Source organism: Methylobacterium sp. GXS13, assembly GCF_001455965.1.
Taxonomy (GTDB): domain Bacteria; phylum Pseudomonadota; class Alphaproteobacteria; order Rhizobiales; family Beijerinckiaceae; genus Methylobacterium.
Genome location: NZ_LKKO01000039.1, coordinates 1 through 21,814, shown reverse-complemented (window position 1 = coordinate 21,814; position 21,814 = coordinate 1). Strand labels below are relative to the sequence as shown.

Genomic DNA, 21,814 nt, shown 5'->3' with positions numbered 1-21,814 from the left:
GGCGGCCGATGCGGCCGCGGGTTGCTAATGGAGCGCGATACCCGGCTTCCGTGTCGCGGTTGCGGGCGCGGTCATGAAAGGCCGGCTCGCCTCGCGCTGGTCGAGATGCGGCCCCTCAGAAGAGAAAAGCGGGAAGGTGCAGGTCACCTGGGTCCCCGCCCCGGGCGCTGTCTCGAGATGGACCCGCCCGCCATGGAGTTCGACGAAGGACCGCACGATCGACAGGCCGAGCCCGACCCCGCGGTGGCGGGTCCCCAGCGTGTGGCTCTCGAAGCGGTTGAAGACCGAATCGGCAATCTCCGGCGGCATGCCGCGGCCGTGGTCGCGCACGCTCAGGACCAAGTCGTGCGTTTCCCGGCGGGCCCGGACCTCGACGCGCTGCCCGGCATCCGAGAAACCGACGGCGTTGGAAAGCAGGTTGAACAGGATCTGGCGGACCCGCTTCCCGTCCGCGTGGACGCTGCCGATATCCTCCGGCACGTCCAGCGCGAGGGTGATGTGGGATTCGGCCAGCCGATCCTCGATGCCACGCACGGCGGCCTCGATCGTGGTCTGGACGTCGACCTCCTCCCGCTGAAGCTCGAGAGAGCCGGCATCGATCGAGGCGAGGTCGAGGATGTCGTTGATGATGACGAGCAGCGCCGCCGAGGAGCGCATGATGTGGTCTGAATATTCGCGCTGCCGGTCGTTGAGCGCCCCGACCGTCTCGTCGCCGAGCAGCTGGGTGAAGCCGATGATGTTGGTGAGCGGCGAGCGCAGCTCGTAGGAGACGTGGTGCACGAAGGTGTCGCGCAGCTGCGCGGCCTTCTCCAGGGCGTCGTTCTTCTCGGTCAGCGCCCGTTCGACATTCACGCTCGCGGTGACGTCGATCAGGGTGAGCAGGGTCGCGCCCTCCGGCAGCGGCTGCGCGGCGCAATCGAGGACGGTGCCGTCCACCACTTCCAGGCGGCAGGACCGGGCGGTGCGCGATTCGAGGCCGACCACCGCGTCGCGGATGTCGAGCCAGGGCTCCTCGGCGGGCGCCAGGGACCGGCAGGCCTCGATGACGGCATCGACGTGAGGGCGCTCCTCAACGGTCGCCGGATCGAGCCGCCAGACGGTGCAGAACGCCCGGTTGGCCAGAGTCATGCGCCCGTCGGCGCCGAACACCGCCACCGGCTCGGCCAAGGTGTCGAGGGTCTCGGCCTGGAGGCGACGCAGGGCGTTGTAGCGCGACTCGGCGTTCAAGCTGTCGGACACGTCGTCGAACAGGTAGGTCAGGCCGCCCTGCGGGTTCGGGTCGGCGACCACGCGCAGCGTCCGGCCGTCGGGCAGGTACCACCAGCTCTGGTTCGCCTCGGCGGCCCGGTAGGCGGCCAGAACCCCCTGCTTCCAGCCGCGGAAATCCGCATGCTCCTCCAACTTCCGCTCGGCCCGGAGATGGTCGAGGATCTCGCCGTCGGAGGGGCGGCTGTCGAGGAAGGCCTGATCGAGGTCCCAGAGCTCGCGATAGGCAGCGTTGTGGAAGATCAGCCGCTGCGAAACGTCGAACATCGCCACCGCGGTGGGGAGCTGGTCGAGTGTGCGGACATTGGCATTCATCTGGCGCTGCAGGTCGGCGCGGACGCTCTCCAGCTCGGACACGTCGATGGCGATCCCGACACGGCCGCTGTCCAGGGTGGTCTCGAACACGTCGAGCATGCGCCGGCTGCCCGCCACCACGGCCGAGAGCCGCGGGACGGTCCGGGTCAGGCCGGCGGCGCGCGCCGCCTCGTCGCGGATGATCGCCTCCCGCGCCGGCCGGTCGAACAATTCGATGCCGCCATCCAGCGCGGCTTCGCGGGTCGCGGCCTCGACGGCCGCCACGTAGGCGGCGTTGACCCAGCTCAGGCCGCCCTCGCGGTTGCGCCGCCAGACCGGCTGGGGGATCGCGTCGAGGAGTCCTGCGAGGGCCGACAGGCCGCGGCGGGACTCGTCCAGGGTCGCGCGCAGGTCGGCAATCTCGCAGCGCTCCTGGCTGGTCTCGCGCAGCCGCAGGAGTGCCCGGCCGGCCACGGCCTGCCCGTGCGCGTCGATGCTGCGCCCGGTCTGGGTGCGCAGGCTGAGGGTAAAGCTCGTGCCCCGGGCCCGCAGGGTTTCGACCGCGGCCTCGACGGGGCCGGCGTCGGCGGCGACCAGCCAGGTGCCGAAGGCCAGGACCCGGCGGGCATAGCCCGAGGTCGGCCGCTCGCCGTAGATCGCCAGGCTGATGTCGCCCTCGACCACAGGCTCGCTACGGCGGTCCCAGGTGACGATGATCTGGCGCTCGGCGTTGAGCAGCATCTCGGCGCGGTCATGGGCACCGCGCAGCACGTCGAGGGCGGCGGCGAGCTCGCGCTCCCGGCGGGTCCAGCGCCCGCGCTCGTAAAGGTGGAGCAGCGACAGGATCACCGCGAAGGCGACGAGGCCGCCGAAGATCGCCAGGGCCGCAACCCCATGCATTTCCCGCGGCGCGTGCGCAGTCGCGGTCTCGGGCAGTTCGGCGAGCGCTGCGCTCGCCGCAGTCAATGTGAGCGTACCCACGCAGATTCGAACGTGCGCGGCACGACCGACACCCATGATAGCCCTGCCCCCACCCTGGCGATCCGAATGCGCGTGCAACCGCGCGGTGCAGAACGCACCGTTCCCGCAGATGATTCTCTCGAACCGTCGCGGATCCACCGATCAAAGATTCGCCCGCACCTTACCGTGCGGCGGAATCGACCCGGAAGGGGAACGAAGCGTGGCTATACGCCCGCCCGTCACAATCATCCGTTAACGACACTCAGAAGACACAGTGCGGTTGCCCTGAAACGGATTGACAAACGAAAGGGCCCGACGCAGCGCGCCGGGCCCTTTTCTGGTTGTCTGTCGCTGCGTCCGGATCCGTACGGAGACCGCGTCGGGGGTCAGAACCTCAACCTCCGGTTCGGCCATGCGCCGAACCGGATCGCTGCCCGACCGCCGCCGGCTCAGTAGCGGTAATGCTCGGACTTGAACGGGCCGGACTCGGACACGCCGATATAGGCGGCCTGGTCGGGGCGCAGCTTGGAGAGCTTCACGCCGATCTTCTCGAGGTGCAGCGCCGCGACCTTCTCGTCGAGGGTCTTGGGCAGGGTGTAGACCTGCTTCTGGTACTTGGTCGTGTTGGTCCAGAGCTCGATCTGCGCCAGGGTCTGGTTGGTGAACGAGGCCGACATCACGAAGGACGGGTGACCGGTCGCGTTGCCGAGGTTCACCAGGCGCCCCTCCGACAGGAGGATGATGCGGTGGCCGTCCGCGAAGGTGATCTCGTCCACCTGCGGCTTGATGTTCGACCATTTCAGGTTCTTCAGGCCGGCGACCTGAATCTCGTTGTCGAAGTGGCCGATGTTGCAGACGATCGCCCGGTCCTTCATCGCCCGCATGTGGTCGAGGGTGATGATGTCCTTGTTGCCCGTGGCGGTGACGAAGATGTCGGCGCGCGGGGCGGCGTCCTCCATCGTCACGACCTCGTAGCCCTCCATGGCGGCCTGGAGCGCGCAGATCGGGTCGATCTCCGACACGAGCACGCGGCAGCCGGCGTTGCGGAGCGACGCGGCCGAGCCCTTGCCGACATCGCCGAAGCCCGCGACCATGGCGACCTTGCCGGCCATCATGACGTCGGTGCCGCGGCGGATGCCGTCGACCAGCGACTCCTTGCAGCCGTAGAGGTTGTCGAACTTCGACTTGGTGACCGAGTCGTTCACGTTGATCGCCGGGAAGAGCAGCTTGCCCTCCTTGGCCAGCACGTACAGGCGGTGGACGCCCGTGGTGGTCTCCTCGGAGACGCCCTTGATGCTGTCGGCGAGGCCGGCGAACCAGCCCTTCGGCTTCTCGGCGAGCTTCTTCTTCAGAAGCGCGAAGAACACCTCCTCCTCCTCGCTCTCGGGCTTGTCGAGGAAGGCGGTGTCGCCGTTCTCGGCGCGCAGGCCGAGGTGGACGAACATGGTGGCGTCGCCGCCGTCGTCGAGGATCATGTTCGGCATGCCGCCGTCATGCCAGTCGAACAGGCGCGAGGTGTAGTCCCAGTACTCCTCCAGGGTCTCGCCCTTCACGGCGAAGACCGGGATGCCGGCGGCCGCGATGGCGGCGGCGGCGTGGTCCTGGGTCGAGTAGATATTGCAGGAGACCCAGCGGATGTCGGCGCCGAGCGCCTTGAGGGTCTCGATCAGCACCGCGGTCTGGATCGTCATGTGCAGCGAGCCGGCGATCTTGGCGCCCTTCAGGGGCTGCGCCGCGCCGTATTCCTCGCGGACCGCCATCAGGCCCGGCATCTCCGTCTCGGCGATCGAGATTTCCTTGCGGCCGTAATCGGCCAGCCCGATGTCCTTGACGATGTAATCCTTGGCCATGAGTCGGCGGCTCCGTGTGTTCGCGTTGCGGTTCGAGGCAAGCCCGTACCACTTCGCAGGATACGAAGCAATCAAGACATAAACATGTCTTTATGCGTTCCAAGCTGCGGGCCGGCCACCCATGGCGCGCCGAGGCCTCAGATCTCGATCTCGGTGCCGACCTCCACCACCTGCCGCGTCGGCACGCCGAAGAAAGCGCCGGTGCGCTCGGCGTTGCGCTGCATGAAGGCGAAGAGGTTCTCCCGCCACGGCGCCATCCCGCGCTTGTCGTTCTTGGGGATGATGGTCTCGTGGCCGACGAACACGGTCATGTCCGCGATCACGTGCGCCGGCAGATGGCGGGCCGCAACCGCGCAGGCGAGCCCCTCCGGGATCGAGGCCTCCTCCATGAATCCGTAGCGCAGGATCACCCGGTAGAAGTCCGGTGCCAGGATCGTCACGTGGGCGCGCTGCTCCGCCGGAACCGTCGGGGTCTCTTCGTAGAGCGCGGTGATGATCAGGATCCGCTCCGTCAGCGCGCGGTTGCGCTCGACGAAGCGCGACAGGTGGAGCGGGATTCCGTGCACGGCCGCCGACAGGAACGCCGCGGTACCGGGCAGGCGCAGCAGCTCCCGGTGCTGGAGCCCGGCCAGGAAGGCGTCCTCCGGCAGACGCAGAGCGACCCGCGCCTCCTCGACCAGCTCGTTCCCCTTCTTCCAAGTGAGCATCATCAGCGCGACGAGGCCGGCGAGCACCAGGGGAAACCAGCCGCCTTCCAGGATCTTCACGCTGTTGGCCGCGAAGAACACGGCGTCGATGGTCAGGAACAAGCCGTTGACTGCAAAGACCAGGATCGGGTTGTAGCCCCAGCGCAGGGCGATGAGTGCGGCGAGCAGGGTGGTGATGGCCATCAGCATCGACACCGCGATGCCGTAGGCGCCGGCCAGAGCGTCCGAGGAGCCGAACATTACCACCGCCACCAGGGTCGCGACGGCGAGCAGCCAATTCACCATCGGCACGTAGATCTGCCCGCGCTCCTCCTTTGCCGTCTGGACGATGCGCATGGCCGGCAGGAAGCCGAGCTGCACCGATTGCTGGGTCAGGGAGAACACGCCGGAGATGATCGCCTGCGAGGCGATGATCGTCGCCAGCGTCGCCAGCGCGATCAGCGGGTAATGGCCCCAATCCGGGCACAGGCGAAAGAACGGGTTCTCGATCGCGTCCGGTGATGCCAGCAGCAGGGCCCCCTGACCGAAATAATTGAGGACGAGCGCCGGCAGGACCAGGACGAACCAGGCCGCCCGGATCGGCATCGCGCCGAAATGGCCGAGATCGGCGTACATCGCCTCGCCGCCGGTGACCGCGAGGAACGCTGCACCGAGCATGGCGAAGCTCACGTGCCAGCCGGCATGCAGCATGAACTCGACGGCGCGCAGCGGATTGAGCGCGGTGAGGATCTCCGGCTTGTCGAGAATGCCGAGGATCCCGAGCGTGGCCAGCACCACGAACCAGACCAGCATCACCGGGCCGAACACCCGGCCGATCGCGGCCACGCCCTTGTGCTGGACAGCGAACAGACCGACCAGGATCGCGATGGTGATCGGCACGACGAAGTGCCCGAGGGCCGGGGCGTCAACCTTCAAACCCTCGATGGCCGACAGGACCGAGATCGCCGGCGTGATCGCCCCGTCGCCGTAGAGCAGGGCCGCACCGATCAGCCCGACGACCAGCAGGGCGGCCTTCCAGGTCCCGTGCCGGGCCTGACGGGCCCCCAACAGGGCGAGCATGGCGACGATGCCGCCCTCGCCCTTGTTGTCGGCCCGCAGAATCAGAACCGCGTATTTCAGCGACACGATCAGGATGAGCGACCATAGGATCAGCGACACCGCGCCGGTGGCGGCTTCCGGCACCGATGCGCCGCCCGCGGTGGCGGCCTTCACGGCCTCCTTGAAGGCGTAGAGCGGGCTGGTGCCGATGTCGCCGTAGACGACGCCGAGCGCGCCGAAGACCAGCGCCGGCTTGAGCTTGGCTTTTGGGGACGCGATGTCGTCGCTGGCACCGGCCTTGGAACCGGGCGCCGCCGCGGGGGCAAGGGACTGACTCAACGCACGGCTCCCGCGGGATTCAATCTCTTCCCTGCCGGGACAGGTAGAGCGCTCGCCGTCGAAGTGGAAGCCGATGCGGCCGGATCCGCTTGCGACCGAAGAGCTTGCCATCGGCCCTCACGTCATTGCGAGCGCAGCGAAGCAACCCAGGGATCCGCTACACAGAAAAACCGCGCGCCACACGGGGTGGTGCTTCGCTGCGCTCGCCGTGACGGTGGGGTATTGGGTTAATCGATCAGACTGGCGCTGAGTTGAGCCCCGACCCGCTCACACCAGATCGGCCAAAGCCTCCGGACAGGCTTCCCCGCGCCGCAAGCCGAAGACCGGTACGCCGGCATGGCGGACGATCGACGCCGCCACGGTTGCGAGCGGCGCCGGCGCTCCCGCGCTCTCGCTCACCACGACGGCGCGGAGCGTGATGCCGTGCAGGCGCAGGGTCTCGCGGGCGGTGAGCGCGTGGCTGATCGCCCCGAGATAGCTGCCGGAGACGAGGATCGTCGGCACGGCCAGCGCCTTGAGCCAGTCGAGTCCGGTGGCTGCCTCCGTGATCGGACTCATGAGCCCGCCCACGCCCTCGATGATCAGGGTCCCCTCGCTGCAGGCGACCTGCGCCCGGCACCAGCCGACGAGGTCGGCCAGCGCTACGGACCGGCCCTCCAGGACCGCAGCCTGATCGGGGGCGAGCGGGGCTGCGAACCGCCAGGGTGAGCAGGCCTCGACGGCATCGGCCTCGACGGAGAGCCCCTGTGCGTCGAGCAGCCGGGCGGTGTCGCTCTCCGCAAAGGCTGGATCGCTGAGCGGCGGCACGCCGCTCGCGAGCGGCTTCAGCGTCCGCACCGGTCGGCCCTGCCCCCGCAGGCGCCGGGTCAGCGCCGCGGTGACGTAGGTCTTACCGATCTCGGTACCGGCACCGGCGACGAAGACCGTGCGGGCGGCCATGATATGGGCCGCCTCAGGCCTGGAAGGTGCCGTGGCAGTGCTTGTACTTCTTGCCCGAACCGCACGGACATGGCTCGTTGCGACCGACCCGGCCCCAGGTGGCGGAATCGTTGGGGTCGCGCTCCAGCACGGCGCCGTCGACCGCCAGACCCTGTGCGGCGTAGCCGTAGGCCGGCCCGCCGCCGCCATCGCTGCCCGAGCCGCGCCCCTCGTAATCCATCTCGTTCTCGCCGGTGACCGGGTCGAGATGCTGGGCGAACATCTGCGGCAGTTCCGGCGGGCCGCCCGGGAAGGCTTGCTGGTCGGGCTGCTGATGCATGATCTCGACGCGCGAGAGCTGCGCCGTCACCTGCTCGCGCAGTGCGGTGACCAGGTTGTTGAAGAGGTCGAACGCCTCCGACTTGTACTCGTTGAGCGGGTCGCGCTGGGCGAAGCCGCGCCAGCCGATGACCTGCCGCAGATGGTCGAGGGTCACGAGGTGCTCGCGCCACAGGTGGTCCAGAGTCTGGAGCAGGACCTGCTTCTCGATATAGGCGGTGATCTCGGTGCCGTTCTTCTCGGCCCGGGCGGCGTAGGCGGTCTCGGCGGCCTTGAGCAGGCGCTCGCGCATCTCCTCGTCGGCGATGCCCTCCTCCTTGGCCCAATCCTCCACCGGCTCGTCCAGGTTGAGCACATCCCGGACCTGCTCGCGTAAGGCCGCGACGTCCCACTGCTCGGCATAGGCGTTCTGCGGGATGTAGCGGGCGACGAGGTCGTCGATGACGCCCTCGCGCATCTCGTCCACGGTCTCGCGCACGCTCTCCTGGGCCATGAAGTCCCGGCGCTGCTCGAACACGACCTTGCGCTGGTCGTTCATGACGTTGTCGTACTTCAGCACGTTCTTGCGCATGTCGAAGTTGCGCGCTTCGACCTTCTGCTGCGCCTTCTCGATCGCCTTGTTGATCCAGGGGTGGATGATCGCCTCGCCCTGCTCCAGGCCGAGCTTCTGCAGCATCCCGTCCATGCGGTCGGAGCCGAAGATCCGCATCAGGTCGTCCTGAAGGGACAGGTAGAATTTCGAGCGCCCGGGATCGCCCTGGCGGCCGGAGCGGCCGCGAAGCTGGTTGTCGATGCGCCGGGATTCGTGGCGCTCGGTGCCGATGATGTAGAGGCCGCCCGGCAGGGCCTTCTTGCGGCCGGCGGCGGCATCGGCCGGCTCGCCCGAGGCCAGCACCTTGGCGCGGTTGTCGGCGATCTCCGCCTTGATGGCCTCGATGGCGGCGTCGCGCTCCGGCCCGTCCGGGAGCTGCCCCAGCTCTTTCTCGATACGCATCTCGAGATTGCCGCCGAGTTTGATGTCGGTGCCGCGGCCGGCCATGTTGGTGGCGATGGTGATCGCGCCCGGCACGCCGGCCTCGGCCACGATGTAGGCTTCCTGCTCGTGGAAGCGGGCGTTCAGCACGGCGAAGCGCTTGGTGACCCGGCCCTCGCGGGCGGCCTTGTAGACGTCGGTGAGCGCGTTCGGATCGGAATAGTCGAGCAGGGTGTAGCCGGCCTTCTTGAGCATCTCGGCCAAGTGCTCGGACTTCTCGATCGAGCCGGTGCCGACCAGGATCGGCTGGTGGCGGCTATGCGCCTTGTCGACCTCCGCGATGATGCCCTCGTACTTCTCGGCCACCGTCCGGTAGACCTCGTCGTCCTCGTCGACGCGCTCGACCTCCTTGTTGGTCGGGATGTCGACCACGTCGAGCTTGTAGATCTCGGCGAACTCGTCGGCTTCCGTCGAGGCCGTGCCGGTCATGCCGGCGAGCTTGTTGTAGAGCCGGAAGTAATTCTGGAAGGTGATCGAGGCCAGCGTCTGGTTCTCGGGCTGGATCGTCACCCGCTCCTTGGCCTCGAGGGCCTGGTGCAGGCCCTCCGAGTAGCGCCGGCCCTGCATCATGCGGCCGGTGAACTCGTCGATGATCACCACCTCGTCGTTCTTGACGATGTAGTCCTTGTCCCGGGTGAACAGCGTGTGGGCGCGCAGGGCCTGGTTCACGTGGTGGACCAGGCTGACGTTGTGCGCGTCGTAGAGGTCGCCGTCCTTGAGCAGGCCGACCTCGCGCAGCGTCACCTCGACGAACTCGTTGCCGGCTTCCGTCAGGGAGACCGTGCGCTGCTTCTCGTCGAGGTCGTAATGCTCGCGCACCAGCCGGGGCATGATCGCGTCGACCGAGACGTAGAGCTCGGACCGGTCGTCCACCGGGCCCGAGATGATCAGCGGCGTCCGGGCCTCGTCGATCAGGATCGAGTCGACCTCGTCGACGATCGCGAAGTTGTGTCCACGCTGCGCGAGCTGCGACAGCTCGTACTTCATGTTGTCGCGCAGGTAGTCGAAGCCGTACTCGTTGTTGGTGCCGTAGGTGATGTCGCAGGCGTAGGCCGCCTTGCGCTGCTCGTCGTCGAGCCCGTGCACGATGGTGCCGACGGTGAGACCGAGAAACCGGTAGAGCTGGCCCATCCACTCCGCGTCGCGCGAGGCCAGGTAGTCGTTCACCGTGACGACGTGGACGCCCTTGCCCTCCAGGGCGTTCAGGTAGACCGGCAGCGTCGCCACCAGGGTCTTGCCCTCTCCGGTCTTCATCTCGGCGATGGCGCCCTCGTGGAGGACCATGCCGCCGATCAACTGCACGTCGAAATGGCGCTGGCCGAAGACCCGTTTGGCCGCCTCGCGCACCGTCGCGAAGGCCGGGACCAGGATGTCGTCGAGGCTCTTGCCGGCGGCGAGTTCCGCCTTCAGCATGTCGGTGCGCGCCTTCAGCGCCTCGTCCGACAGGGCCTGGATCTCCGGTTCCAGCGCATTGATCTGCGCCACCCGCGGGCGGTAGCCCTTGACCCGGCGGTCGTTGGAGGAGCCGAAAATCTTCTTGGCGATCGAGCCGAGCATCGTTGACCTGCAGACGCGCGAGCCCGCCGACGGGTGAGCGTGGCGGGCCGGCCTTGGCGGAGTTGGCCGGGCTTATAGAGGTAAACATCCGCCGACGCACCTGAAAGAGGTGGCCTCCGACACGGCGGGCTCCGGAAGGCGAAAACGGCAGCGCTTGCCTTCTCGCGCGACGCGCGCCACCTGTCCGCGGCCGGCCGCCCGACTGTGATCAGGGGCGGCGACGAGACGTCAGCCGAGGACTACGCCAGCATGCCGAATACCGCCTTTCTCCGGCGCGCGAGCGCGCTCGCCCTGATGCTCGCGATGCCAGGATTTGCGCTGGCCCAGGCGCCTCAGGCGACCCCATCGACGCCCGCGGCGAACACGGCGACTCCCGCCCCAAGCCCCGACACCGTCGTGGCCACCGTCAACGGCAAGCCGATCACGCAGGGTGATCTCGCGATCGCGGCGGATGACCCGGCCCTATCGCTGCCGGGGGTGGACGAGGCGCAGAAGAAGAGCCTGCTGGTGGATTACATGGTCGACCTGCGGGTCGGCGCACAGGCCGCCGAGGCCGCCAAGATCGGCGACTCGCCGGAATTCAAGCGCAAGCTCGCCTATTTCCGCGACAAGCTCCTGCTCGACGACTACCTGGAGCAGGAGGCCAAGCGCGCGGTCACGCCCGAGGCCGAACACGCGATCTTCGATCAGACGGTCAAGCTGATGAAGCCCGAGGAGGAGGTGCACGCCCGCCACATCCTGGTGGACAACGAGGGCGATGCGAAGAAGATCGCCGCGCGGATCAAGGGCGGCGAGGATTTCGCGAAGGTGGCGGCCGAGACCTCGAAGGATCCCGGCTCGAAGGCCGAGGGCGGCGATCTCGGCTGGTTCACCAAGGAGCGGATGGTCCCGGATTTCGCCAATGCCGCTTTCGCGATGAAGCCCGGCCAGGTCTCCGACCCGGTCAAGAGCCAGTTCGGCTGGCACGTGATCAAGGTCGAGGAAAAGCGCACCAAGCCGCAGCCGAGCTTTGACGAGCTGAAGGACCAGATCGACCAGCACATCGTCCGCAAGGCGCAGCAGGACCTGATCCTGAAGCTGCGCGCCGAGGCCAAGATCGACCGCACCGACGCTGCGCCTGCTGCGGCTCAGCCGGCGCCTGAGACGAAGAAGCCGTGATCGGATAGGGACGAACGTCCCAACCACGGCCACATCCCGAGGTGCGTTCGCGTAGCGGACGCCTCGAAGGAGCCCTTCAGGTGTCTCGGCGACTCCTAGAAGCCTCCTTCGAGGCTGCTTCGCAGCACCTCAGGATGAGCGTTTGGGTTGGAGAAGGCATCCGATTTCAGCGTCTTTCGACGAGAGCGTCGGGTCGGCCCGCGTCACGGCCGCTCTCAGCCTCTCAATACGGCCGGTCGGGATGCAGGTACGACGAACGCGCGGCCGGCGACGGTGTCGTGACGCCGAGCGCGGCGAGTTCGGCCGTGCGGCGGCCTTCGGCGATCCGGTCGAGCACCGCGATCAGCAGCCAGGGACACGCGATCCCGATGAAGAACGCCATGTGATCCTCCGACGCCGGATCTGACAATTGTCCAGCTTCGGACGATGATAGGCCGGCCGGGGCCGTCCGCAAGCGGCGCCCCGGCGCTTTTGCGTCAGAGCCAGCCCTGAAGCTCGCGGCGTACCACGTGCTCGATCACCTTCATGCCGAGATCGGAATCGTTGAGGCATGGGATATAGGCGAAGCGCTCGCCGCCGTTGCCCTCGAAATAATGGCGATTCTCGCCGTCGAGCTCTTCCAGCGTCTCCAGGCAATCCGCCGTGAAGCCGGGAGCGACGATCGCCATGCGCTTGACGCCGGATTTCGCCAGTTCCGTCACGGTCTCGTCCGTGTAGGGCTTCAGCCATTCCTCGTTGCCGAAGCGCGACTGGAAGGTGACCCGCATGCGCTCGGGCGACATCCCCAGAGCCTCCCGGATCAGGCGTCCGGTCTTGTGGCACTGGCAATGATAGGGATCGCCCTTGAGCAGGTAGCTGCGCGGGACGCCATGGAACGAGGTCAGGATCACCTCGGGCTCGAAATCGAGCTTGGCCAGGCCCTCCCGGATCGAATCGGCCATGGCTGCGATGTAGACCGGGTCGTCGTGATAGGGCGGCGACACCCGAACCGTTGGCTGCCAGCGCATGTCCATCAGCGCGCGGAACGCCTGGTCGCAGGCGGTGGCCGAGGTGGCCGCCGCGTATTGCGGATAGAGCGGCACCAGCAGGATCCGGTCGCAGCCCTGGTCGAGCAGCGCCTGGAGCCGGTCGGCGACCTCCGGCTTGCCGTAGCGCATCGCCCAGTCGACCACGACGGACTCGCCCATCGCGGCCTGAAGGCGCTCGCTCTGGCCGCGGGTGGTGGTCTTGAGCGGGCCCTCGTTGCGGGCGTTGTTCCAGACACTGGCGTAGTCGCGGCCCTTCGGCCCCGGGCGCTTGGTCAGGATGATCAGGTTCAGCAGCGGCCACCAGATCAGCCGCGGCACCTCGATGACGCGGCGGTCCGACAGGAATTCCTTGAGGTAGCGCCGCATCGGCCAGTAGCTGGTGCCCTCGGGGGTACCGAGGTTCATCAGCAGGACGCCGACGCGGCCCCAGGCCACCTTCGGGTGATCGGCCGGCAGGCCGCCCGCGGCTGGGACCAGGGATGCGAGGGGCCGGCCATCCGCCAGCGCGGCGGGTTCGACGCGTTCGTTCATGGCAGCGTTCCGGCGCCGCGCGCCGAGTCCTTCTTCTGGCTTCAGATACCCGGCAGCCGGCGCACGCGCTTGGGCCGGACGTTTTCGGTCTTACGTGCACCCATGTAGGGTGTCCGCCCGCTCAGCGAAGGCCGGCTGCGACATGCCGCACCGGACGCGCTGGCGCGCGGCTGGCCCATCCTCCCTAATCACGGCGACGGTGCCCTGCAACCGCGGACCGCATCATTCGACCTTTGCGAGACCCGATGACCGATACTCCCGCGGCTGCCGCCCTGGCCGCCTTCCGCGCTTCCGGATCGCCCTGGCTGGCGCTGCCGTACTTCGCCGGGGAGGCGGCGGACGCGGTCGCGGCCCGGGTCGATGCCCGGATCGCCGAAGGCGCGCAGGTGCTGCCTGCCCCCGCCGACATCTTCCGGGCGCTCGCCGAAACGCCGCTGCCGGCGGTCCGCGCGGTCATCCTCGGGCAGGATCCCTATCCGACCCCGGGCGATGCCAACGGCCTCGCCTTCTCGTATGTCGGCTCGGGCCGGCTGCCGGCCTCCCTGCGGGTGATCCTGGCGGAAGCCGGTTCCGACCGCGCGGCCGGCGGCGACCTGACGTCCTGGGCCCGGCAGGGCGTGCTCCTCTTGAACAGCGCGCTCACTGTGGAGGCGGGCAAGGCCGGAGCCCATCTGCGCTACGGCTGGTCGGCGCTCACCGACGAAGCCGTCGCCGCCGTGGCGGCGCGGCCGGAGCCGGCGGTTTTCCTGCTCTGGGGCGCCCAGGCCCGCGCCCGGACGGCGCTGATCGATTCCGCCCGCCATGGCGTGTTCGAGAGCGGGCATCCCTCGCCGCTCAACCGCGCCCGGGATTTCCCGGGCTCGGACCCGTTCGGCCGTGCGAACGGCTGGTTGGCCGAGCGCGGGGTTCGGCCGATCGACTGGCGTCTCGGTTAAGAGGTCACTGCGCCGGCTTGGCGGGTTCAGCAGGAGCAGGAGCAGGGGCCGGCGCGCCGGTGATCTGTCCGGCCGGAAGCAGGACGTTCTTGGAGACCGCCCCCTCCGGCCCGTACTCACCAGCCACGGCGATGCAGGCCTGGTCGCGATTCTGGGCCATCTGGTTCGACATCAGCGTGAACATCGTCTGCACCCGATTGCCGAACGGCCCCCGCGGCTGGACGTCCTCCGCCCGCACGTTCTGCTTCGCCAGCAAGGCCTCGAACGCCTCGTTGCCGATCCGGTAACCGCAGACATTGGAGGCCGCGAAGATGTAGGCGGCAAATTCCAGGGCGCGGGGCGACGGGGCGTTCCGGATCTGCGCCTGCGCCGGCACGGTCGCGAGCGTCAGGGCGATGGCGGCGGCGTAGGGGACGGTCTGGCGCATGGGGCGGCGTTTCCTCGATCCGGGACGGCCTCTTCCGGGCCGCCCGCGTCGAGCGGGACATAGGCCGGACCGGGCTGGGGGCCAATGCGACCGAATTCGCCTGCAAATTGCCGCTCGGCGTTCACCTCCGATTCGGCATAGGCGCAGTCCCGGCCCCGTCGGACCGTGAAAACCGCTCAGTGTTCCGATGATCTGCGAACGTGAGAGAGAGTGTTAACCTGCCCGCGTCACGCCAAGGTCCACCGTTTATCCAGATCCAGGCGGTTCGCAGCGTATGTTTGGCGTGAACTCCACTGTCGCAGACATTCCGGCCCCGGCGCCGGCTCCCCGTGATGCCGATCGGCGCTTCCGAGCCGGACTCGGTATCGCCTCCGGCGACCGGCGCGCGGCTCCGGCGATCTGCCCCAACCGCGTCGCCCACTGGGCCTTCGGCGAGGGCCTGCGTGCCGGCGAGACCGTCGCCCTGCTGGTCCGCGACATCGGCCAGGCGGAGGCGATGCATCTCGGCTTGGCCCGAATCGGGGTCCGCGTCGTTGCGCTCGACGGCGGCCGTCGCGGTGAGGCGCTCGCCGACAGCCTGGCTCTGTCCGGCGCGACGCTGGTGATCGTCGATACCACCCTGGCCGAGGCCTATGCCGGCGTCATGGGCCGCCTCGCCTCCTATCCCAGCGTGTGGTGGAACGGCCCGGGCGCCGATTTCGCGAGCCTGGATCTGGCCCTGGCCGAGCAGGGCTGAGGACAGCTCTCTGCACTGCGCCGCCGGCGTGGTAGCCTCTTGGTCATAAGCCGGTCCCGCACGATCAAGGGGCCGGAACCGGGAGATACCGCCATGTCCGCAGCCCTCGCCGCCTCCAGCATCGCGGATGATTCCGTTCTGCTGCGCCACGATGCCGACGGCGTTGCGACCCTGACCCTGAACCGTCCGCAGGCGCGCAACGCCCTGTCGATGGCGCTCATGAAGGCGCTCCAGGATGCGCTCGACGCGATCCGTGAGGATCCTTCGGTGCGCGTCGTCATCCTGCGCGGGGCCGGCCCGGCCTTCTGCGCCGGTCACGACCTCAAGGAGATGCGGGCCGACCCCTCCCGGGCGGCGACCGAAGCGGTGTTCCGTACCTGCGCCCGCCTGATGCTGAGCATCACCCGGCTGCCGCAACCAGTGATCGCCCAGGTCAACGGCATCGCCACGGCGGCCGGCTGCCAGCTCGTTGCCACCTGTGACCTCGCCATCTGCGCCGAGGACGCCCGGTTCGCCACGCCGGGGGTGCAGATCGGCCTGTTCTGCTCGACCCCGATGGTCGCGCTGTCGCGGGCGATGTCGCGCAAGGCCGCCCTGGAGATGCTGCTGGTCGGCGAACCGGTCGACGCTCGGGAGGCGCTGCGGATCGGCCTGGTCAACCGCGTGGTATCGGCGGCGGAATTGGATGGCGCGGTGGCTGCCATGGCTGAGAAGATCGCCGGGAAGGCCCGGCAAGTCGTCGCGATCGGCAAGGCGGCTTTCGGCCGGCAGATCGAGATGGGCCTGGAGGAGGCCTACGGCTACGCCGCCGAGGTGATGACCCGGAACATGATGATGGCCGACGCCCACGAGGGCATCGATGCGTTCATCGGCAAGCGCCCCCCGCGCTGGGAGCCCTGAGCCCCGCGCGATACGACGCAGGCCCCATGCGCCGGGATGCGTAGGTTCCGGAGCCGCCCTGCCCTAGGGTGGAGGAATGTCCTGTCCTGCCGGGCTCGGCGCCTCCCCACGGAACGGCTGATGAGCAGCATCGACCTGTTCGGACTGACCCTTGCCTTCGTCGGCGCCATGCCACCGCCCCGGCCGCCGCGCCCGCGGCCGGACCGGGCAACCTGGGCCGCCGCCCTGCTGTTCGGCGGGATCTGCCTGGGCACCGTCGGGCCCATGATCACGATCTGGAGCTTCCACCGGCCCTATGCCGAGGCCAAGGCGCGCTGCATCGCCGATGGCGGCCGGATCCTGTACGCGGCGCTCGACGGCAGCGGTCCCTATCGCTGCGCGCGGCCCCTCGGCGCCTCGGAGCCTGGCCGGCAGCCGGCCCTGCGGGCGTATTAAATCCGCGCCTCGCCCGCTCATTCGTCTATATCCGGCGCCGTCTGACGCGAACCGGATGCCGAGACCTTGGAAGACGCGCTGTATCGATGGCTGCAATCCACCGCCCTGTTGCGGTCGGATGTCTCCGCGCTCATCGGCATCACCCTGGCACTCGGCGTCACCCTGCACGCCCTGCTGCGCAAGCGCCGGGTCAGCGTCGCGGTCGGGTGGATCGGGCTGGCCTGGCTCTCGCCGATCTTCGGCACCGCGCTCTATCTGACCTTCGGCATCAATCGCGTCTCGCGTCGCGCCCGGAAGTTGCGCACCAAGCCCTCCGACGCGACGAACCTTCCCGACACCGACGATGCCGTGGTGCCCGAAACGCTCTGGCCCCTGGACCGGGCGATAAGGCGTATCACCGGATTGCCGGCGTTTGCCGGCAACGACGTGCAGATGTTCCGCAACGGCGACGCCGCCTACCCGGTCATGCTGGCGGCGATCCGCGAGGCCAAGGCCAGCATCGGCCTGTCGAGCTACATCTTTCGCGATGATCCCACCGGCCGCGCGTTCTGCGATGCCCTGGCCGAGGCCAAGGCCCGGGGCGTCATGGTCCGGGTCATCATCGACGGGATCGGCGGTGGGTATTTTCGCGCGCCGATCTACCACCGGCTGAACAGCCTCGGGGTGCCGGCGGCCCTGTTCATGCACTCTGCCCTGCCCTGGCGGATGCCGTTCCTGAACCTGCGCTCGCACAAGAAGCTGCTGATCATCGACGGGCGCATCGCCTTCACGGGCGGCCTCAACATCTCGCAGCCGAACCGCGTCGCGCTGAAGCCCGAGCATCCGATCCGCGACACGCATTTCCGCCTGCGGGGCCCCGTGGTGGAGCAACTCGCCGTGGCGTTTGCAGCCGACTGGGCCTTCGTCGACGGCGAGATCCTCGATGCGGAGCCGTGGCTCGCCAACCTGGAACCGGTCGGAGACAGCGTCGCCCGGGTGGTCACCTCGGGGCCGGACGCGGATGTCGAGAAGATCGAGCAGGTGGTCCTTCAGGCGCTCGCCTGCGCCCGTCGGACGGTCCGGTTCGTCACCCCCTACTTCCTGCCCGACGAGCTGGTGACCGGCGCCCTGGCCCAGGCCGCGATCCGGGGGATCGCCGTGGATGTGATCATCCCGCGGGTGAGCGACCATCCGTTCATCGACTGGGCGACGCGGGCGCATCTCGACCCGCTGCTGAAAGCCGGCGTGCGGGTCTGGCTCGACGAGCCGCCCTTCGACCATTCCAAGGCGATGGTGGTAGACGACATCTGGTGTTTCGTCGGCAGCGCGAACTGGGACATGCGCAGCTTCCGGCTGAACTTCGAGTTGAACGTCGAGATCATCGACGCGGATCTCGCCGCCCAGCTCGACCGGTTCATGCAGGGCAAGATGGAGGCACGCCTCAGCCGGGAGGATCTCGCCGCGCGCGCCTTGCCGATCCGTCTGCGCGACGCAGGCGTGCGACTGCTGCTGCCATACCTTTGAAGCGCGCGGGGGCGTGCGACTCCGGGGCCGGCCCGAGATGGACCACGATCGGCCGATGGTCGGAGGGCCCGCGCGGCAGCACGGCGTGCTCGTGGCAGATCAGCCCGCGGGCGCGGCAGCGGTCGAGCCGAAGCGGCAGGACGTCCACCATGGCGTGGGTCGGCCGGCGCGGGCCGACATCGCGAAACCCCGGGATCAGCGCCGGGCCGACGATGTTGTAGTCGCCCAGCACCGCGGCCCGCGGCGGCAATTCGCCGACGATGCAGCGGAGCTGGCGGCGGTTCAGCATCTGCCCATGGGACAGGTGGACGTTGGCGATGCCGAACTCGCCCAGGTCGAGCACCTGGCAGACCCGATGCACCACGGCGCCGGCGGGAAGCGTGATCACCCGCGGCGCGTTCGGGAACGGAGTCGGGCTCCACATGGCCAGCCCGTGGATCCGCCCCGGCAGCGGCGCCCAGGCGTAATGGCCGCCGATCCGGTCGCGCAGGAAACCGATCCCCCGGGTCGCCTCCTGCATCAGCAGCAGATCGGGCTTCTCCCGCGCGACCAGGGCGACCACGTCGTCCACCGCCGCGCCGGTGCGCCGCAGCAGGTTCCAGCTCACGATCTTGAACGGCGCATGCGCGCGCTCTGTCGGCCGGATCGGGAGCGCCGAGGCGAGGCCGGACCGGTCCGGAGGGGCGAAGCTGTTCATCGGGCCGGGCTCGTACCTCACCGGGTGGTTCTGGCGCCACCGCCGCGCTTCAACGCGTCGGAGCCCGGGACGTTCGCTCCTGTGCAGCAATCGGGGCATGGCGCTTGAGGCCGCACGCCCCGGCGGCCTAAGACCCCCGCTCACCGATCGCTCACCGGAGACCGATGTCGGGCTTCAGCTTCATCCACGCGGCGGATCTGCATCTCGGCAGCCCGCTCTCGGGCCTCGCGACGCGTGACGCGGAGCTCGCCCGCCGCCTCGCCACCGCCGGGCGGCAGGCCTTCGAGGATCTCGTCACCCAGGCGATCGAGCGGCGGGTCGCCTTCGTGGTGGTGGCCGGGGACATCTATGACGGCGACTGGGCCGACAACACGATCGGGCTGTTCTTCGCCCCCCGCCTCGCCCGCCTCGACCGGGCCGGCATCCCGACGATCCTGGTGCGCGGCAACCACGACGCCGAGAGCGTGATCACCCGCGCGATCACCCTGCCGCCCTCGGTCCACGTGTTCCCGGCGGCCCGGGCCGAGACGCTGCGCCTGGAATCCCTCCGCGTCGCCGTGCACGGCCGCAGCTTCCAGGCCCGGGCCGTGGAGGAGAACCTGTCGCTCACCTACCCGGCCGCCCTGCCCGGCTGGTTCAACCTCGGCGTGCTGCACACCTCCTGCACCGGCCACGCCGCCCACGAGACCTACGCCCCCTGCTCGGTGGCCGACCTCACCGCCCGGGGCTACGATTACTGGGCACTGGGCCACATCCACGAGTACGCGGAACTGTCCCGGGATCCCTGGATCGTGTTCCCCGGCAACATCCAGGGCCGGAGCGTGCGCGAATGCGGCGCGAAGGGCGCGGTCCTGGTGGAGGTCGCCGACGGGCGGGTGACGGGGGTCAGCCGCTTCCCCCTCGACCGGGCCCGCTTCGAGCAGGTCACCGTCGACCTGAGCGAAGCCGCCGACACCCGCGCCGCCTTCGAGACTGTAGAGACCGCCCTGCGGCCCCTGGCGGAAGTGGCGGCCCAGCGCCTCGTCCTGGTGCGGGTGCATCTGGCCGGCACGACCGCGGCCCACGACGCGCTCTCGTCCGACAGAGACAACGTCACCGCCGAGATCCAGGCCGCCGCCCATCGGCTGCACGAGGATATCTGGCTGGAGCGCCTGAAGATCGAGACCCGCCGGCCCCGCGCCCCCGTCGAGGCCTCCGGGGCGGCGATCGACCCGGCGGCGCTCCTCGCCGATCTCGACCGCGATCCGGACTTCCGCACCCGGGCCAAGGCGGCGCTGGCCGAGATCGGCGCCCGCATGCCGGCATCCGCCGCCGCGGAGGCCGACCTGGAGGCCGAGTTCGACGCGCTCTGCGCCGAGGCCGAGGCGCTGATCCTGGGCCGCCTCGGCGGCCGGCACTGCTGAGGCGCGCAATATGCGGCTGATCCGCCTCGCCCTGGAGCGCTACGGCGCCTTCACCGACCGGACCGTGACCTTCCGGCCCGATGCCCGCTTGCACGTCGTGCTGGGCGCCAACGAGGCCGGCAAGAGCACGGCGCTCGCGGCGGTCACCGACCTGCTGTTCGGTTTCGAGAAGACCACCCGCTACGCCTTCCTGCACGACATGCCGCTGCTGCGCCTCGGCGCCGAGGTCGAGGCGGCGGACGGGCGCCGCCTGGCCTTCCGCCGCCGCAAGGGCAACGCCCGGACCCTGATCGACGCCGCCGAGGCGCCGCTCCCCGACGACGCCCTGGCGCCGTTCCTCGGCGGCATCTCCCGCCCCGTGTTCTGCCGCGCCTTCGGCCTCGATGCCGGCAGCCTGCGGGCCGGCGGGCGCGAGATGGTCGATGTCGAGGGCGAGGTCGGGGCCAGCTTGTTCGCGGCGGGGTCGGGCTTGCGCGGCCTCACCGAGTTGCAGGCCGCCCTCGACGCGGAGGCCGAGGGCATCTTCGCGCCCCGGCAGGCCAAGCACCGGACCTTCTACCAGGCGCTGGAGCGGCACGAGACCGCCCGCAAGGCGATCCGCGAGAAGGGCCTGCGCGCGGGCGACTGGCGGGCGCTGAACGACGAGATCGCGGCCGCCTCCGAGCAGCTCGACGCGCTCCGGGCCGACAATCAGCGCGTGGCGACCGAGCGCGCCCAGCTGGAACGCCTGAAGCGCGCCCGGCCGATCGTCGCCGAGATCGACGTGCTGGACCACCGTATCGCCGACTATGCCGGCCTGGCCGAGGCGGATGCCGCCTGGATCGAGCGCCTGGGCGCCGCCCTCGACCACTGCCGCACGGGCGAGGCCGAGGCGGCCCGCGCCGACGCTGCCCTCGCCCGGGCGCGCGGCGAAGCCGAATCGGTGCCGGTGGAGCCGGCGTTGATCCTGCGCGCCGACGAGATCCTGGCGGCGTTCAGCGGCACCAAGGAATTCGAGAAGGGCGGCACCGACCTGCCCCGGATCGAGGGCGATGCCCACAAGGTCGGGCTCGACCTGGAGCGCCTGCGCGCCCGGATCGGCGCCCCGGACCTGGCTGCCCTGGAGGCTGGCCAGCCCACCGACGCCGCCCGCGCCCGAATCGAGCGGCTGATCCGCGACGGACGGACGCTCGCCGCCACGGAGGACCAGCTCGCCCGGGACGTTGCCGCGGCCGGGGCCGAGCGCGACCGTCTGGCCCGGCAGGTCGAGGCCGCCGGCGCCACCCACGATCCGACGCCGCTGCGCGAGGCCCTGAAGCCGCTCGCCAAGCTGCACGAGCGCCTTGCCGCCCACGAGGCGCTGGACACCGCGATCCGGCGGGAGACGGCATTGCTGCGCAACCAGGCGGCGCGTCTGTCGCCGCCGGTGGCCGACACCGCCGCGCTCGCCCGCATGCCCCTGCCCAGCGCCGACACCATCGCGCGCTATCGCGGCCTGCTCGATGGCAAGCGGCGCGATCAGGAACGCGCCGCCGACCGCCGGGACGCGGCGCGGGTGCGGGTCGCAGATGCCGGCCGGGCCCCGGCCGCCGGCAGCGACGCCCGCAGGCTCCTCGCCAGCCGGCGCACCGACGGGCAGCCGGCCGGCCGCTCGACCGTGAGGATGGCCGATCTCGGCCCGTCCGAGGAGCCGGAGCGCTACGCCCGCTCGGCCCCCGAGCCCCTGGCCTTCAAGCCGGCCCCGGAGCGCGCGCAACCCGACGAGGCCCCGGCGCCGCGGC

17 protein-coding genes are annotated in these 21,814 nt (G+C 69.6%); 8 read left to right on the top strand and 9 right to left on the bottom strand.

Annotated elements, in window-relative coordinates; translation table 11 throughout:
• Positions 1-24: 24 nt before the first annotated feature.
• The 5 genes from AO398_RS14920 to secA all read right to left on the bottom strand — a co-directional run bounded on the left by AO398_RS14920 (position 25) and on the right by secA (position 10,301).
• A complete protein-coding gene (locus AO398_RS14920) occupies positions 25-2,577 on the bottom strand; it encodes a PAS domain-containing sensor histidine kinase (RefSeq protein ID WP_058192914.1) in 2,553 nt (850 codons plus the stop codon).
• Positions 2,578-2,969: 392 nt separating this feature from the next.
• On the bottom strand, positions 2,970-4,370 hold the full coding sequence (ahcY, locus tag AO398_RS14915) for an adenosylhomocysteinase (protein ID WP_058192913.1): 1,401 nt from the start codon (positions 4,368-4,370) through the stop codon (positions 2,970-2,972).
• Positions 4,371-4,507: 137 nt separating this feature from the next.
• Positions 4,508-6,454 (bottom strand): KUP/HAK/KT family potassium transporter, encoded by a 1,947-nt coding sequence (locus tag AO398_RS14910; RefSeq protein ID WP_058192912.1) that lies wholly within the window; start codon positions 6,452-6,454, stop codon positions 4,508-4,510.
• Between the two features lie 267 nt (positions 6,455-6,721).
• Entirely contained in the window at positions 6,722-7,393 is a 672-nt protein-coding gene (gene bioD / locus AO398_RS14905; RefSeq protein WP_058192911.1) for a dethiobiotin synthase, read from the bottom strand.
• A 13-nt stretch (positions 7,394-7,406) separates the two neighbouring features.
• Entirely contained in the window at positions 7,407-10,301 is a 2,895-nt protein-coding gene (gene secA / locus AO398_RS14900; RefSeq protein ID WP_058192910.1) for a preprotein translocase subunit SecA, read from the bottom strand.
• A gap of 249 nt (positions 10,302-10,550) precedes the next feature.
• On the opposite strand from secA, the gene AO398_RS14895 reads away from it, so the two are divergent.
• Complete coding sequence (locus tag AO398_RS14895; protein ID WP_058192909.1) at positions 10,551-11,459, top strand: peptidylprolyl isomerase; 909 nt, start codon at positions 10,551-10,553, stop codon at positions 11,457-11,459.
• A 223-nt stretch (positions 11,460-11,682) separates the two neighbouring features.
• On the opposite strand, the gene AO398_RS29065 is transcribed toward AO398_RS14895, so the two are convergent.
• Together AO398_RS29065 and hemH are read right to left on the bottom strand one after the other, a co-directional pair.
• Entirely contained in the window at positions 11,683-11,841 is a 159-nt protein-coding gene (locus AO398_RS29065; RefSeq protein WP_201025772.1) for a hypothetical protein, read from the bottom strand.
• A gap of 94 nt (positions 11,842-11,935) precedes the next feature.
• Complete coding sequence (gene hemH / locus AO398_RS14890; RefSeq protein ID WP_058192908.1) at positions 11,936-13,018, bottom strand: ferrochelatase; 1,083 nt, start codon at positions 13,016-13,018, stop codon at positions 11,936-11,938.
• A 245-nt stretch (positions 13,019-13,263) separates the two neighbouring features.
• Here hemH and AO398_RS14885 point away from each other — a divergent pair, with 245 nt between their 5' ends.
• The gene (locus AO398_RS14885) at positions 13,264-13,953 is read left to right on the top strand and encodes a uracil-DNA glycosylase (RefSeq protein ID WP_058192907.1); all 690 of its coding nucleotides are present in this window, start codon (positions 13,264-13,266) and stop codon (positions 13,951-13,953) included.
• Positions 13,954-13,957: 4 nt separating this feature from the next.
• Here AO398_RS14885 and AO398_RS14880 read toward each other — a convergent pair whose 3' ends face one another.
• Positions 13,958-14,380, bottom strand: coding sequence for a hypothetical protein (locus AO398_RS14880; RefSeq protein ID WP_058192906.1), 423 nt, complete (start codon positions 14,378-14,380; stop codon positions 13,958-13,960).
• Positions 14,381-14,654: 274 nt separating this feature from the next.
• Between AO398_RS14880 and AO398_RS14875 the strand changes: the two genes are divergently transcribed.
• The 4 genes from AO398_RS14875 to AO398_RS14860 all read left to right on the top strand — a co-directional run bounded on the left by AO398_RS14875 (position 14,655) and on the right by AO398_RS14860 (position 17,954).
• Positions 14,655-15,116, top strand: coding sequence for an AMP-binding protein (locus tag AO398_RS14875; protein WP_058192905.1), 462 nt, complete (start codon positions 14,655-14,657; stop codon positions 15,114-15,116).
• A 93-nt stretch (positions 15,117-15,209) separates the two neighbouring features.
• Positions 15,210-16,016, top strand: coding sequence for an enoyl-CoA hydratase (locus AO398_RS14870; protein ID WP_058192904.1), 807 nt, complete (start codon positions 15,210-15,212; stop codon positions 16,014-16,016).
• A 120-nt stretch (positions 16,017-16,136) separates the two neighbouring features.
• Complete coding sequence (locus AO398_RS14865) at positions 16,137-16,451, top strand: hypothetical protein (protein ID WP_058192903.1); 315 nt, start codon at positions 16,137-16,139, stop codon at positions 16,449-16,451.
• 66 nt (positions 16,452-16,517) lie between these two features.
• Positions 16,518-17,954, top strand: a complete 1,437-nt coding sequence (locus AO398_RS14860; protein ID WP_058192902.1) for a phospholipase D-like domain-containing protein — start codon at positions 16,518-16,520, stop codon at positions 17,952-17,954.
• Here the strand turns inward: AO398_RS14860 and AO398_RS14855 are convergent.
• Entirely contained in the window at positions 17,872-18,651 is a 780-nt protein-coding gene (locus AO398_RS14855; RefSeq protein WP_201025771.1) for an endonuclease/exonuclease/phosphatase family protein, read from the bottom strand. The genes AO398_RS14860 and AO398_RS14855 overlap by 83 nt on opposite strands.
• Before the next feature lie 164 nt (positions 18,652-18,815).
• On the opposite strand from AO398_RS14855, the gene AO398_RS14850 reads away from it, so the two are divergent.
• Complete coding sequence (locus AO398_RS14850; RefSeq protein WP_058192901.1) at positions 18,816-20,054, top strand: DNA repair exonuclease; 1,239 nt, start codon at positions 18,816-18,818, stop codon at positions 20,052-20,054.
• 10 nt (positions 20,055-20,064) lie between these two features.
• Positions 20,065-21,814, top strand: a 1,750-nt coding sequence (locus AO398_RS14845; protein WP_244498782.1) for an AAA family ATPase, incomplete at its 3' end; no start/stop codon positions are given.

Excerpts from the sequence above, each read along its gene's own strand:
- secA (WP_058192910.1), bottom strand. The coding sequence starts at position 10,301 with ATGCTCGGCTCGATCGCCAAGAAGATTTTCGGCTCCTCCAACGACCGC.
- AO398_RS29065 (WP_201025772.1), bottom strand. The coding sequence starts at position 11,841 with ATGGCGTTCTTCATCGGGATCGCGTGTCCCTGGCTGCTGATCGCGGTG.
- AO398_RS14870 (WP_058192904.1), top strand. The coding sequence starts at position 15,210 with ATGTCCGCAGCCCTCGCCGCCTCCAGCATCGCGGATGATTCCGTTCTG.
- AO398_RS14875 (WP_058192905.1), top strand. The coding sequence starts at position 14,655 with ATGTTTGGCGTGAACTCCACTGTCGCAGACATTCCGGCCCCGGCGCCG.
- AO398_RS14885 (WP_058192907.1), top strand. The coding sequence starts at position 13,264 with ATGACCGATACTCCCGCGGCTGCCGCCCTGGCCGCCTTCCGCGCTTCC.
- AO398_RS14920 (WP_058192914.1), bottom strand. The coding sequence starts at position 2,577 with ATGGGTGTCGGTCGTGCCGCGCACGTTCGAATCTGCGTGGGTACGCTC.
- hemH (WP_058192908.1), bottom strand. The coding sequence starts at position 13,018 with ATGAACGAACGCGTCGAACCCGCCGCGCTGGCGGATGGCCGGCCCCTC.
- AO398_RS14895 (WP_058192909.1), top strand. The coding sequence starts at position 10,551 with ATGCCGAATACCGCCTTTCTCCGGCGCGCGAGCGCGCTCGCCCTGATG.
- AO398_RS14880 (WP_058192906.1), bottom strand. The coding sequence starts at position 14,380 with ATGCGCCAGACCGTCCCCTACGCCGCCGCCATCGCCCTGACGCTCGCG.
- ahcY (WP_058192913.1), bottom strand. The coding sequence starts at position 4,370 with ATGGCCAAGGATTACATCGTCAAGGACATCGGGCTGGCCGATTACGGC.
- AO398_RS14855 (WP_201025771.1), bottom strand. The coding sequence starts at position 18,651 with ATGAACAGCTTCGCCCCTCCGGACCGGTCCGGCCTCGCCTCGGCGCTC.
- AO398_RS14850 (WP_058192901.1), top strand. The coding sequence starts at position 18,816 with ATGTCGGGCTTCAGCTTCATCCACGCGGCGGATCTGCATCTCGGCAGC.
- AO398_RS14865 (WP_058192903.1), top strand. The coding sequence starts at position 16,137 with ATGAGCAGCATCGACCTGTTCGGACTGACCCTTGCCTTCGTCGGCGCC.
- bioD (WP_058192911.1), bottom strand. The coding sequence starts at position 7,393 with ATGGCCGCCCGCACGGTCTTCGTCGCCGGTGCCGGTACCGAGATCGGT.